Below are 12934 nucleotides of genomic sequence, written 5' to 3'. Positions count from 1 at the left end.
TGCGGCTCGGATCAGACCGCACCTTCCACATCGTCGACCGCCGCTGCAGCCGGAGCCAGTACGACGAGCAGCGAGCCGTGCCCGACCGCGCCGGTGGACGTGGTGGTGAGCGTCGACCAGTGGGGCGACATCGTCTCCGAGCTCGGCGGCGCCTGCGCCAAGGTCAAGACGATCCTGGCCGGCTCATCGGTCGACCCGCACGACTACGAACCGTCACCCGCCGACGCCGCCTCCTTCGCAGGCGCGAAGATGGTGGTCGTGAACGGAGCGGACTACGACGCTTGGGCCTCGAAGCTGGCCGAGTCCTCGGCGGGCGCGGCCCCCGTGGTCAGCGCGTCCGAAGTCACCAAGACCGCCGATGGGGCCAACCCGCACCTTTGGTACAGCCCAACCGCGGTGACCGCCGTCGCCGACGCGGTGACCGCGGAGCTGAGCAAGCTCGACCCCCAGGCCGCGAGCTACTTCGGCGAGCGTCGGGAAGCGCTCACCACGACGTTGAAGCCATATGACGACCTGATCGCCAAGATCAAGGCGGGCGCGTCGGGCAAGTCCTACGCTGCCACCGAGGGAATCTTCGACTACCAGGCCGAAGCGATGGGGCTCGTCAACAAGACCCCCGAGGGCTACCAGCGAGCCTCGGCCAACGAATCCGATCCGTCACCGGCCGACATCGCAGCGTTCACCACTGCCCTCGCGGAGAAGAAGGTCGACGTCCTGATGTACAACACCCAGACCGAGGGCTCGATCCCCGAACAGATTCGCACCGCGGCCGAGCAGGCCGGCGTGCCCGTCGTCGACGTCACCGAGACCGTCCCGCCCGGACAGACCTCGTTCGAGGCGTGGCAGGACGGCCAGCTCACCGCCCTGGCAAAGGCGCTGGGTGTCTCGACCTAAGTCCGAGCAGGATTCCGTTGCGCTGGCGTTCACCGACGTCAGCGCGGTTCGCGGACGGCGGTTGATCTGGTCCGACGCGACATTCGAGGTGCCCGCAGGCGGCATCGTCGCCCTGATCGGCGCCAACGGAGCCGGCAAGACCACCCTCCTGCACATGATCCTGGGCCTCGTTCCGCCCGCGTCGGGTGAGGTGCGCGTCTTCGGCCGCAAGCCCGGCGAGGACAACGACGGCATCGGCTACGTCCCGCAGGATTACGCCGCCACCGCGGGCGAGGCGATCCGCGCCCGCGACGTGGTGATGCTCGGGCTGACCGGCCGGCGCTGGGCGTTCGGCCGGGCGACTGCCACACAACGCCAGACCGTCGAGGAGACCCTGGCCGCGGTCGACGCAGGAGAGTTCGCCGACCGTCGTTTGGCACTGCTGTCCGGCGGGCAGCGTCAACGCATCGCCATCGCCGAAGCGTTGGTCTCCAAGCCGCGGATGTTGATTCTGGACGAACCGCTGGCGTCCCTCGATCTGCGCAGTCAGGGCGAGATCGTCGCGCTGTTGGCGCGGCTGCACCGCGAGTTGGGCGTGACCATTCTGGTCGTCGCACACGACCTCAACCCCCTGCTGACGATGCTCGACAGTGCGATCTACCTACTCGACGGGCATCCGCACTACGCCACGATGACCGACGTCGTCGACGACGCGCTGCTCAGCCACCTGTACGGCACCCCCATTCGGGTGGTACACACCCCGCAGGGCGAGATGTACATGAGGAGCGCGCCGTGACGACACAGTTGGTGGCCATCGGCTATCAGCAGGACTGGTGGACGATCCTCGGCTCGCCGTTCATGCGCAACGCGCTGATCGGTGGAACCGTCGTCGCGCTGGCCTCTGGGTTGATGGGCTACTTCATCGTGGTGCGCCGCAACGCCTTTGCCGCGCACGCCCTCGCCCACATGGGGTTGCCCGGCGCGACGGGTGCGGTGCTGCTCGGCATTCCGCCCGTCCTCGGTCTGGCAGTGTTCTGCGCAGGCGGAGCGCTGGTCATCGGCGCATTGGGCAAACGGGCCTCCGACCGCGACGTCGTGACGGGGACGACCTTGGCCTTCGCGACGGGGCTCGGCTTGTTCTTCAACTCCCTGGCGACCAAGAGTTCCAGCACGATGACGAACGTCTTGTTCGGCAACCTGCTGGCGATTTCGCACGAGCAGCTGATCGGCTTCTCGGTCCTCTTCCTGGTGCTGATGTTGTGCGTCGGGTTGATCTACCGGCCCCTGCTGTACAGCTCGATCAACGCTCCCGTCGCCGAGGCGAAGGGCGTTCCGGTGCGGGCGCTTTCGGTCGTGTTCATGCTGCTGCTCGCGCTGGCCGTGACGATGGCGGTGCAGGCCGTCGGCACGCTGCTGCTGTTCGCGCTGTTGGTCACGCCCGCGGCCACGGGGATCATGCTGACCCCACGTCCGTCCCTTGCCATGGCGATCTCCGCCGCGATCAGCGTGTGTTCGGTCTGGCTCGGGCTCGGGGCGTCGGCGATGTTCAACGTGCCGCCCAGCTTCCTCGTCGTCACCGTTGCCTGCGGCATCTGGTTGGTGGTGTGGCTGATTGACCATCGTGGCCGTCGCGTCGCGGACGTGCTCGACCACCCGACCCATTCGGGCGGCGTCGCGCCTGCCGAACCCGCCGGCGCGCTGCTGCAACCGAAGTCGGTCGACACGGGTGGATCGCGGACGCCGGCGTGACACTTTTAATGAAAATCATTATCATTAAGGGATGCCTCCGGCCGAGTCTCGACGCCTGCCCGTAACCGTCCTGTCCGGCTTCCTCGGGGCGGGCAAGACCACTCTGCTGAACCACATTTTGGCCAACCGTGACGGGCGCAAGGTGGCCGTGATCGTCAACGACATGAGCGAGGTCAACATCGACGCCGCCCTCATCGCCGGTCAAGGCCACCTGGATCGCACCCAGGAGAAGCTCGTCGAACTGACCAACGGATGCATCTGCTGCACCCTGCGCGAGGACTTGGTCGACGCAGTCAGGGACTTGGCCGTGCAGAACAGGTTCGACCACCTGGTGATCGAGTCGACCGGAATCTCCGAACCGATGCCGGTGGCGGCGACGTTCGGCTGGGAGTTCGACGACGGATTCGCGCTGTCTCGGGTGGCTCGGCTCGACACCATGGTCACCGTGGTCGACGCCTCGACGTTCCTGCTCGAACTCGCCCGCGGGGACGCGCTCACCGAGCGGGGCCTGGCGGCCGCCGACGAGGACGGTCGCAGCATCTCCGATCTGCTGGTCGACCAAGTGGAGTTCGCCGACGTGATCCTGCTCAACAAGACCGACTTGGTGAGTGAAAGTGCCTGCGGGACGGTTGAAACGATACTGCGTCGGCTCAATCCGACGGCTCGGATCACCCGCACCGATCACGGGGTGGTGCCGCTGGAGACCGTCCTCGACACCGGGCTGTTCGATCCCGTGCTCGCGGAGTCCGCGCCCGGATGGGACGAGGAGATCGCCGAAGGGCACACGCCCGAAACGGAGGAGTACGGCATCAGCAGCATGACGTTCCGAGCCGATCGTCCGTTTCATCCCGACCGGTTGGCGCGGGTGTTGGAGAACGTCACGGGACTGTTGCGTAGCAAGGGATTCTGCTGGATCGCCAGCCGCCCCCTGATTGCCGCGATCTGGTCCCAGGCCGGGCCCAACCTGGTGATCGAGCCGGCGCAGCCGTGGGCCACTGCGGAGTTCGCGCCAGGGCAGGAGATCGTCATCATTGGGGTCCGGCTGGACCGTGCCCTGGTGCACGACCAGTTCGAGTCCGCCCTGCTGACCGACGCCGAAGTCGCGGCGGGCCAGCGGGAGTGGCTGACCTACCACGACCCGCTGCCCGCGTGGGGCGTCACCCACACCCATTGAGACGGCCGCGACTCGACGCCGGTCGGGACTACCGTTCGCGGGTTCCGTAGCGACGGCGGAACTTCTCGATCTGGCCCGCGGTGTCGTTGTGGCGTTGAGAACCCGTCCAGAACGGGTGTGAGTCTGACGAAACATCCACGACGACAAGGGGATAGGTCTTGATTCCGTCGGGGGTCGGCCAGTCGACCGTGCGGGAACTGGTGATCGTCGACCTCGTCAGAAAGCGCGTACCGGTGTTGCCGTCCTGGAACACCACCGGGTGGTAGTCGGGGTGGATGCCTGGTTTCATTCGTCGTCTCCTTCGTGACTGCCGCGTGCGGCTACCTCGTCGTGCAACTCGGGTGTCGAGTCACACGGGTCCTCGTGCCAGTCGCCGAACGGATCGTCGTACTGGTCCCACTCCCATGGCCGACGGAACTCGTCGTCGGTGAGCAGGGCGTCGTGCAGGGCGGCGCTGATCTCGGCCGGCCGGGCCCCGCAGGAAAGGACCGTCGTCGACGTCTGGCGGTCGCCGTGCGTGGGGTCCCACCGCATGGCGGCGACGGCCTTCCGTTCCGGATCGACGTCTGCCAACTCGTCGGCGTCCATCGCGGCCAGCCACGGACCGGTGTGCGCCACGCGCAGACCCCCGCCCGCCGACTCGACCCATACGACGTTGTCGGGCTGCGGAGCCAACCAGATGCGCCCCCGGCACCGGATGACGCCGTCGAGGAGCACGTCGAGCGCGGCGTGGAGTCGCCCTGGGTGAAACGGCCGCTGGGCCGAGAACTCCGTCAGCGCGACGTCGCCGTCCGGCGCCAGCGGTGGTTCGCCCGCCAGGAGAGGCTCGTGCGGGTCGGAGTCGGCGCCCCGCCGCGCCAGCGGGTGCAGATGGCGAAGTGCGATCTCCAGGTGCCGGTGGCCCACGGTGATGCGGGCACACGGCGCCAGCCGCTTGAGAATGGCGATGGTCGTGTGTTCGGGCTCGGTGAGGACGACGACGTCGGCGAATTCGGCCTGATCGACGACGACCTGGGCGACGGGACGTCCGTCGGGCAGCTCGTCGTCGCCGAGCGCCTGTCCCCGCCACGACTCGGTGTCGAGGCAGGCGACCACGGCGCTGATCTCGACGTCGCGGGCAGCGGTACCGTCGAGGTAGCCCACGCCGACTCGCACCGGCACGTGATTGATTGCGTGGCAGATGGATTCGGGCTCCGTCCACGGCGCGAGGAGTACGACGATGCGGTGCACGTCGTCGCGGCGATGGACCCGGCGCAGCAGCACCAGCAGGTCGTCGCGCGTCGTGCACGACACGCAGCCCTTGGTGAGTTCCAAGGCGACCTCGCTTCGGGACACCTTGCCTTGACGCATGATTGCGACCCATCGGCGCACCACCTGGCCGTCGAACTCGTGCTCGACGACGGCCGTGCCCGGATGCGCGAGCAAGGCGTCGGCGACGGTGTTCGCACCGGCCTGGCCGCAGACCAGGACCACCGGAGTTCGCATGAACGGCTCCTTGTTGAAAATCATTGTCAATAGAGGTCCGGCCCACGGTACCGTTCATGCGACCTGTTGTCGACAATCATTGTCATCAAGCGGTTTCCCCTGGCAAGTGTCGAAAACCGCCTACCGGACCCAGGTCCTGAGTACCGTCGGCAGCACCGGTGGGGAGGGGCCCAGAATGCGCATCGTCGTCGACCTGAACCGTTGCCTGGGATACGCGCAATGCGTCCCGCTGGCGCCGGAGGTGCTCCAGCTCAACGGCGAGGAGGCGCTCGCCTACGACCCGAATCCCGATGACTCCCAACGGCAAAGGGTGGCGCGGGCCGTGGCGTCCTGCCCGGTGCAGGCCATCGTCGCCGAGATGGATCCGCCGGCGGACAGGTCGACGACGTGACCGCCTCGTTGATCGCCGACATCGTCGCCAGCTTCAAGGCGACCGGCAGGATCGTCATCGTCGGCGCGTCACTGACGGGTCTGCGCGCCGCCGAAGCGCTACGCGACGAGGGATTCACCGGTTCGCTGACCATCATCGGCGACGAAGTTCACGAACCGTACGACCGGCCGCCACTGTCCAAGCAGGTGCTGAAGGGCTGGGTGCCGGCGGGCAACACCAAGCTGCCCCGGTTGCGCGAGGTCGACGCGGACTGGCGCCTCGGGGTCGCGGCTACCGCGCTGGACCGCGCCAACCGAGAAGTGGTGCTGGCCAACGGCGATCGGGTGCCCTACGACAGGGTGCTGATCGCCACCGGCGTGCGGTCACGGGCGTGGTTCAACGCCGAGGAGGCCACGCTCAAGGGTCTCTACACGCTGCGCACGTGTGACGACGCCGCGGAGTTGCAGGCCGCCCTCAAGGCAAGGCCGAAGAGGGTGCTCATCGTCGGCGCCGGGTTCATCGGCTCGGAGATGGCCTCGGTGTGCCGCGATCTCGGCCTTGACGTGACCGTGGCGGAACGGTCCAGCGCACCGCTGGTGGGCCCGCTCGGCGGGGTCATCGGCGACATCGCCGCCAAGATGCAGCGCGACGCCGGAGTCGACCTTCGCACCGGCGTGGCCGTCGAGGCGCTCACCGGCGACGCCGACGGTCACGTCCGGCAGGCACGGCTGTCCGACGGCACCGTGCTGGACGTCGACGTCGTGGTCGCGTCCCTTGGCTCGGTGCGCAACATCGAATGGTTGGACGGCGCCGACCTCGCCGCCGGATTCTGGGGCGTGGCCTGCGACGCGGGGTGCCGCGCGTTCGACGTCAACGGCGTGGTGACCGACAACGTCTTCGTCGCAGGCGACGTCGCCCGCGCACCGCACGTGCTCTACGAGTACCAGTTCATGGCCATCGAACACGTCGACGCCGCCGTCCTCGGCGCTCAAACCGCTGCGCACAACATGGTTCACCTGGAGATGGGCCGCCGCCCACACCTACCGCTGCCGCAGTTCTGGTCGGGCCAATTTGGCGTCAACATCAAGGGTGTCGGCGTGTGCTCCTTCGGCGACGAAATCGTCTTCACCCAGGGGTCGGTGGAGGATCTGCGCTTCGCCGCCGCGTTCGGCAAGAACGGCCGCATCGTCGGCGCGCTGACGTTCAACCACGGCAAGTGGCTGCAGTACTACGCCGACCTCATCGAACGTTCGGCCCCGTTTCCGCCACCGCCACCCGGCTATGACGTGCCGACGAACTCAACCCCCATGCCGGCCCGCTTCGGCGATCCGCGCGCACCGACCGGAATCCCGGATGTCGTTCTCACTGGCCATGATCCGACCTCGCGGGGCGCGGAGTACCGTCCCAAGGCCCGTTAGCCAGGAAGGGGACCGACGACATGACGACCGCAGAGACCGCCTGGGCGGAGGCGATGAAGTTCGAGAATCGTCACGACCCGTACGAATTCTTCGACCAACTCCGGCAGACCCCCGTCGTCCAGGTGGCCGACCGCACCTACGTCGTCACCGGCTACCGCGAACTGATGACGCTCGCACACGATCCGCGGATCAGCTCCGACATCAGCCGCAGTCCGCTCGGGGCAGCGTCGGCGACAGGACAGCCGGGCGCCCAGGACATCGAGGCCTACGGCCGCGCCAAGACCATCATCATGTCCGATCCGCCCGACCACGACCGGGCCAGGCGCCAGGTGATGCGGCACTTCGCGCCGCCCCACTCACCCGACGTCATCCCCAACATGGAGCCAAACATCCAGCGGCTGTGCAACGACCTGCTGGATGGGATCAAGACCAAGGGCTCAGGAGTCTTCGACGTCGTGGACGACTACGCCTACCCCGTGCCGGTGGCCGTCATATGCCAGCTGCTGGGCATCCCGCTCGAGGACGAGCCCATGTTCCACGCCTGGATCTTCGACTTCATGGCCGGCCTCGACCTCGGGCCGGAAGCGACCACCGAGGAAGGTCAGGCTCGCGCCGCCAAGGGCAAGCAGAGCACCGCCGAATTGTCGCAGTACCTGGCAGACCTGATTCAGGGCTACCTCACGGCACCCGGCGATGGGCTGCTCTCCAAGCTCGTCAACGACGACGGTCCGGACGGACCGATGGCACCTGCGGAGGCGGCGTCCAACGCGGTGCTGCTCCTCATCGCCGGGCACGACTCGACGGTCAACACCATCGCCCACTGCGTTCTGATGCTGCTGCGCAACCCCGAATCGATCGACCTGCTGCGCAACCGACCCGAGCTGATTCCCCGTGCCATCGAGGAGGTGCAACGGCTGCAGTCGGCCGTGCAGTTCTTCCCGAGCCGCAGCGCCACCGCCGACATCGAGGTCGGCGGGACCGTCATCCCGGCCGGGTCGGTCGTTCACCTGATGTACGGTGCCGCCAACCGCGACCCGGAGATGTTCCCCGATCCGGCCAGGTTCGATCCGCTGCGCCTCGACAACCAGCACTTCGGTTGGGGCAGTGGCATTCACACCTGCATGGGAGGTCCGCTGGCACGCCTGGAGGTCAACCTCGCGGTGGAGAACTTCCTACGCCGGGTCGAGAACCCCCGTCTGGTCGTCGACCCGCCGCCGTATCGGCAGAGCCAAGTGTTCCGCGGACCGCGTCACCTCGAAGTCGCCTTCGACCGCATCGTGGACTGAGGTGAAGGCCTTCCGGTTCGTCGAATGGCAACGGCCCGGCGAAGTTCGGGACGTACCGGTACCCGAACCCGGGCCGGGGGAGGTGCTGGTCAAGGTCGGCGGTGCGGGGGCCTGCCACTCCGACCTGCACCTGCTCGAACTCCCCGCAGGGTCCAGGTCGTTCGCGCCCCCCTTCACCCTGGGCCACGAGAACGCGGGGTGGGTCGAGAGCTTGGGTCCCGGCGCAACGGGATTCGCACCCGGCGATGCCGTCATCGTGTACGGACCGTGGGGCTGTGGCCTGTGCACCAACTGTCGCCAAGGCATGGAGAACTACTGCCAGACAACGGGTCTGCCGAGCCCGGGTGGTCTCGGCGGCACCAACGGCGGGATGGCCGAGTACCTCCTCGTCCCGTCGGCCCGCTACCTCATTCCGCTCGGCGATCTGGATCCCCGGGAAGCCGCACCGCTCAGCGACGCCGGGCTCACCAGTTACCACGCCGTCAAACGATCGGTGCATCTGCTCGGACCCGGCTCGACGGCCGTCGTCATCGGGGCCGGGGGTCTGGGGCAGATGGCCATTCAGGTCCTCAAGGCGTTGTCCGGCGCGACAACGGTTGTCGCAGTCGACACTTCGGAGGACAAGCTGAAGATTGCCAAGAGCATGGGTGCCGACGAGGCGCTCATCTCCGGCGACGGCGCCGTTACACGCATCAAGGACATGAGCAAGGGTCAGGGAGCCGAACTGGTCCTCGACCTGGTCGGCATCACCCCCACCTTGGCAATGGCTGCGCAAGTGGCTCGCGTGCTTGGACATCTCACCATCGTCGGCGTCGGCAGCGCCGCGCTACCCGTCAACTTCTCCAGCCCACCGCACGAATGCGCCGTCGCATCACCGTTCTGGGGATCCATCCCCGAATTGATCGACGTCATCGAACTCGCCAAGGCAGGCAAGATCCGGATGCTCGTCGAACACTTCGCCCTCGACGAGGCGGCCAACGCCTACCAGCTGCTCCACGACGGGAAGATCCAGGGGCGCGCCGTCATCACGCCCCACGGCTGATTACCGCGCGACCTCGGCGACTGACGGCTGCCAGGACAGCACGCTGCTCAGAGGGCGCCGGGGGGTGGGCGGCGGCACGTCGTCGAGTGCCGGGACCAACCCGACCCGAATTAGCACCTGGGGCAGGGGGTGTCCGGTAAGCGCACCGACCATGTCGCGGGTGGCCGGGACCTCGGTCAGATGAGTCAACGGGCACGTCGACAGACCCGCCATCGTGGCCTCGAGGAGCGCCACGGACAGCGCCTCCCCGCACGCGAGGACGTCACGGCGGGTGTCACCGAGCGCGGACAGAACGAGCACCTTCGAGTGGTCTTCGGCCACCTGTGCCCGCCGTTGACCGTGATGGGTGACCGGGAAGATGCGGCCCACGTCGACGCGATCGCTTTCGGCCGCCGACACCAGCGAGCTGTGCGGAATTCCGTCGTGCGTGGCGAATGGTCCAGTCCACCAGGCCAGCTCGGCGTGGTAGGGAGAGTCGTAGAGGCGCAGCGCCTCGGTCAGCGCCGACGCGTCGGCGAGCCGGCCACGGGAGTCCTCCGACAGGACGACCAGGTGCGCCAGATCGTCGTCGACGGCCGCCAGCAGCAGCGGCTCGAAGTCGTCCCAACGCTCCGGCGCAGCGAAGGGAAGGCGGTCGGTCCGCCTGGCCAGGATCGCGTCGGCGCGGCGGCGGTGACCACGGGTGACGTAGTCGAGCGGAACGAAGTCGACCGACGCGAGATGGGTGCTGTCGTTCGGGTTCGGGTAGTAGTCGACGTTGGCGACCCATCCGGCCGCCGCCATCGCCACCTTGAGATGGTCGAGCACCGCCCCGCAGCTGATCAGTGCTTGCCGACCCGAGGAATCGGTTTCCACCAGGCGGTCGCGGTCCAGGTAGAGGTGCAGGACACCCGCTCCCTTCCCGACGAACCGCCAGGGCTGGCTGTTGTGGAATGACGGAGCGCGGCACGCAAGGTGCACGGCGTCGGCGATGACACCGCTGGGCGCCATGGGTTTCGGCACGATGATCCCTTCAGTCGTCTTGGGAAACCATGGCCCTCGACCGCGCATGGACGCCAGGGTCTTTGGGCCCCATCGAACGGGACCTGTGGCGCCGAAGCGGGGTCCCATGACGCTGTCCTCGGATCGGGCCGAGCGCGATGATCGACCCCATGAGCTCAGCATTGGCCCGGAACGGAATCGGATGCGGGTCTCGGACCCCGGAGATTCGCGAGACCCACACGGGTCTGGTCGTGCTCGTCGGCGACAGGGCCTACAAGGCCAAGAAGTCGGTCGTCACCGAGTTTCTCGACTTCAGCACGGTTGAGCGTCGTGAAGAGGCGTGCCAGCGTGAGGTCCGGCTCAACAGTCGGCTGTCCGCTGACAGCTACCTTGGCGTTGCCCACCTCGCCGACCCCGAGAACGCCGAGCCAGAGCCAGTGGTGGTGATGCGACGCTACCCCGATTCGATTCGCCTGGCGTCGATGGTCCGGCGCGGTGAGCCGGTCGAGCACCACCTGTCGGCCATCGCCGAGAAGCTGGCTTCGTTCCATGCCATGGCTGCGCGTGGCCCGAACGTCGACGCCTGCGGAACGGCCGCGGCGATCCAGGCCCGCTGGCGGCAGAACGTCGCAGAGTTGGACCACGTCTCCACGGGATTGGCCGACCCAGCGGTGGTGGCTGAGATCGACCGCCTCGCAGGGCAGTACGTCGACGGCAGGGCCGGGTTGTTCGCCCGACGCCTCGTCGACCTGCGCGTGGTCGACGGTCATGGCGATCTCATCGCCGACGACGTCTTCTGCCCCGGGACGGGTCCGGTCCTGCTGGACTGCCTGGAGTTCGACGATCGGCTTCGGTTCGTCGACGGGCTCGACGACGCCGCCTTCCTGGCAATGGATCTGGAGTTTCTGGGAAACCCGTCCCTCGCCGAGTTCTTCCTCGGCGAATACCGCCGCTTTTCCGGCGATTCGGCGCCGATGTCGCTGGCGCACTTCTACATTGCGTACCGAGCGGTGGTCCGCGCCAAGGTTGACTGCATCAGGGTGAGTCAAGGCGACGCGGGTGCACGTGCCGGCGTGCGCCGTCATCTCGACCTCGCGTTGCAGCACCTCCGGACGGGCACGGTGCGATTGGTGTTGGTCGGCGGCGGCCCCGGCACGGGCAAGACCACGCTCGCCAACGCGTTGGCTGACCGCACGGCGGCGCAGGTGGTCTCCAGCGACGACGTCCGCCGCGAGATGCACGCAGACGGTGATCTCGACGGTGTCGCCGGTGTCTACGGTGCGGGTCTGTACACCGCGGACAACGTCGACGCCGTGTACGACGCCCTGTTGCATCGCGCCGGCGCGCTGCTGACGGGGGGACAGTCGGTGATCCTGGATGCGACGTGGCGTGAATTGCGGCACCGAGTGGAGGCGCGCGAGGTGTCGAATGCAACGAAGTCCCCAATCGTCGAGCTTGCCTGTACGGTCCCGGTCGACGTCGCGACGGCGAGAATCCTCGATCGCCGGAATTCGTCGTCGGACGCCACACCCGAGATCGCGTCGGCCATGTGTCGCGAGGAGACCTCGTGGGAGGGTGCACACTTCGTCGACACCAGCCGACCGCTGGGCGACACCACTGCCGAAGCGCACCAAATATGCTGCCTGGCAACCTGACCGACGGTCCTGATCAAGAGATCAGCAGTAGCAGCTGGCTTCCCGCTCGACGGGAACGCCTGCAGGCCTTCGTCACCGAGACCAACCGCTCGACACCCTCGCGGATGCCGTTGGCGAGTTCCTCCGGGCTCACCGTGGCGTCGAAGTCGCCGATCACGCCGAAGGTGAGTTCGTCGGCGTAGCTGGTGATCGCGATCCCGATCCGAAGGTTTAGCGCAATGGGCGGAATGGGCAGCAGGGACTGCACCACGCGGCCCATCACCGTGACGCGCGTGCGGGGTCCGGGTACGTTCGTCGCCACCGTTGCCACTCCACGTTGCGGCAGTCGGGTGAGAAGCCGAACGGTCCACGCCGTCAACGCAAAGGGAAGTAGGTTGGAGGCGGCAACCGCAAGGCTGCCTGCCTGCGACTGCCCACTCGCCTTGGACTGCGTCATCCGGTTGTGGACGGCACGCAGCCGTTCGAGGGGATCTGCGATGTCAACGGGCAGAAGCGGGAGCATCACCGAGACCCGGTTGTCGGGAAGGTGGAGTTCGTCGGGCCGCCGGACCGACACCGGAACCAGCGTACGCAGCGAATCGGACCGGGTTGGCGTGTCCCGGCGCACCATTGCCTCCCGGAAGCCGTCGGTGATCGCTGCCAATGCCACGTCGTTGACCGTGACGTCGAAGCGGTGGCAGATCGACTTCACGTCTGCCAGCGACACGCTTGCCGCGCTGTAGCGACGCATCGCCGTCAGCGGACCGGTCATCGCCTGGGATTGCGGCGTCAGGATTCTCGTCGCGATCTGCGCGGCGCCGGACGACACCCGCCACGCGGAGCGGGCGGTTGCAAGCGACACACTCCATGCGCCGGTCAACCACGACAACGGATTCATGGTCGGCAGCCCGTCATGACGGGC

Annotated in this window: 13 protein-coding genes; 9 read left to right on the top strand and 4 right to left on the bottom strand. The window is 67.5% G+C overall.

The window, feature by feature from the left end; genetic code table 11:
- Positions 1 to 102: 102 nt before the first annotated feature.
- From B1790_RS03885 to B1790_RS03870, 4 genes are read left to right on the top strand one after another with little or no spacing between them, the layout of a single operon-like run.
- Positions 103 to 894: a metal ABC transporter solute-binding protein, Zn/Mn family gene (locus tag B1790_RS03885; protein ID WP_198951909.1), complete on the top strand. Its 792-nt coding sequence runs from the start codon at positions 103 to 105 to the stop codon at positions 892 to 894.
- Positions 881 to 1669: a metal ABC transporter ATP-binding protein gene (locus tag B1790_RS03880; protein ID WP_079921896.1), complete on the top strand. Its 789-nt coding sequence runs from the start codon at positions 881 to 883 to the stop codon at positions 1667 to 1669. Before B1790_RS03885 ends, B1790_RS03880 begins: the two co-directional genes overlap by 14 nt.
- A complete protein-coding gene (locus B1790_RS03875; RefSeq protein ID WP_079921895.1) occupies positions 1666 to 2622 on the top strand; it encodes a metal ABC transporter permease in 957 nt (318 codons plus the stop codon). The genes B1790_RS03880 and B1790_RS03875 overlap by 4 nt, the downstream gene beginning before the upstream one ends.
- A 31-nt stretch (positions 2623 to 2653) precedes the next feature.
- Positions 2654 to 3796, top strand: a complete 1143-nt coding sequence (locus B1790_RS03870) for a GTP-binding protein (RefSeq protein WP_079921894.1) — start codon at positions 2654 to 2656, stop codon at positions 3794 to 3796.
- A gap of 28 nt (positions 3797 to 3824) precedes the next feature.
- On the opposite strand, the gene B1790_RS03865 is transcribed toward B1790_RS03870, so the two are convergent.
- Together B1790_RS03865 and mrf are read right to left on the bottom strand one after the other, a co-directional pair.
- Positions 3825 to 4085: a type B 50S ribosomal protein L31 gene (locus B1790_RS03865; protein WP_079921893.1), complete on the bottom strand. Its 261-nt coding sequence runs from the start codon at positions 4083 to 4085 to the stop codon at positions 3825 to 3827.
- Positions 4082 to 5281: a ribosome hibernation factor-recruiting GTPase MRF gene (mrf, locus tag B1790_RS03860; protein WP_079921996.1), complete on the bottom strand. Its 1200-nt coding sequence runs from the start codon at positions 5279 to 5281 to the stop codon at positions 4082 to 4084. Before mrf ends, B1790_RS03865 begins: the two co-directional genes overlap by 4 nt.
- Before the next feature lie 175 nt (positions 5282 to 5456).
- On the opposite strand from mrf, the gene B1790_RS03855 reads away from it, so the two are divergent.
- Genes B1790_RS03855 through B1790_RS03840 form a run of 4 tightly spaced genes read left to right on the top strand, consistent with a single transcriptional unit; the run spans position 5457 to position 9397 of the window.
- Positions 5457 to 5672 (top strand): ferredoxin, encoded by a 216-nt coding sequence (locus B1790_RS03855; RefSeq protein ID WP_079921995.1) that lies wholly within the window; start codon positions 5457 to 5459, stop codon positions 5670 to 5672.
- Complete coding sequence (locus tag B1790_RS03850) at positions 5669 to 7069, top strand: NAD(P)/FAD-dependent oxidoreductase (protein ID WP_079921892.1); 1401 nt, start codon at positions 5669 to 5671, stop codon at positions 7067 to 7069. The genes B1790_RS03855 and B1790_RS03850 overlap by 4 nt, the downstream gene beginning before the upstream one ends.
- 20 nt (positions 7070 to 7089) lie before the next feature.
- The gene (locus B1790_RS03845; RefSeq protein WP_079921891.1) at positions 7090 to 8355 is read left to right on the top strand and encodes a cytochrome P450; all 1266 of its coding nucleotides are present in this window, start codon (positions 7090 to 7092) and stop codon (positions 8353 to 8355) included.
- 1 nt (position 8356) lies between these two features.
- Positions 8357 to 9397, top strand: coding sequence for an NAD(P)-dependent alcohol dehydrogenase (locus B1790_RS03840; protein ID WP_079921890.1), 1041 nt, complete (start codon positions 8357 to 8359; stop codon positions 9395 to 9397).
- Here the strand turns inward: B1790_RS03840 and B1790_RS03835 are convergent, their stop codons facing one another.
- A complete protein-coding gene (locus B1790_RS03835; protein WP_369832279.1) occupies positions 9398 to 10399 on the bottom strand; it encodes an NAD(P)H nitroreductase in 1002 nt (333 codons plus the stop codon).
- Positions 10400 to 10548: 149 nt separating this feature from the next.
- Here B1790_RS03835 and B1790_RS03830 point away from each other — a divergent pair, with 149 nt between their 5' ends.
- The gene (locus tag B1790_RS03830) at positions 10549 to 12033 is read left to right on the top strand and encodes an AAA family ATPase (RefSeq protein WP_233164921.1); all 1485 of its coding nucleotides are present in this window, start codon (positions 10549 to 10551) and stop codon (positions 12031 to 12033) included.
- 13 nt (positions 12034 to 12046) lie between these two features.
- On the opposite strand, the gene B1790_RS03825 is transcribed toward B1790_RS03830, so the two are convergent.
- Positions 12047 to 12934: WS/DGAT domain-containing protein (locus B1790_RS03825; protein WP_142271018.1), on the bottom strand; the 888-nt coding region annotated here is incomplete at its 5' end.

The organism is Mycobacterium sp. AT1 (genome assembly GCF_002043095.1).
Taxonomy (GTDB): Bacteria; Actinomycetota; Actinomycetes; order Mycobacteriales; family Mycobacteriaceae; genus Mycobacterium.
The sequence above is the reverse complement of the archived record's forward strand: the minus strand, read 5'-3'. Positions and strand labels throughout refer to the sequence as shown.

Coding starts and splice junctions, on each gene's coding strand:
- B1790_RS03870 (WP_079921894.1), top strand. CDS start 2,654: ATGCCTCCGGCCGAGTCTCGACGCCTGCCCGTAACCGTCCTGTCCGGC.
- B1790_RS03865 (WP_079921893.1), bottom strand. CDS start 4,085: ATGAAACCAGGCATCCACCCCGACTACCACCCGGTGGTGTTCCAGGAC.
- mrf (WP_079921996.1), bottom strand. CDS start 5,281: ATGCGAACTCCGGTGGTCCTGGTCTGCGGCCAGGCCGGTGCGAACACC.
- B1790_RS03855 (WP_079921995.1), top strand. CDS start 5,457: ATGCGCATCGTCGTCGACCTGAACCGTTGCCTGGGATACGCGCAATGC.
- B1790_RS03845 (WP_079921891.1), top strand. CDS start 7,090: ATGACGACCGCAGAGACCGCCTGGGCGGAGGCGATGAAGTTCGAGAAT.
- B1790_RS03830 (WP_233164921.1), top strand. CDS start 10,549: ATGAGCTCAGCATTGGCCCGGAACGGAATCGGATGCGGGTCTCGGACC.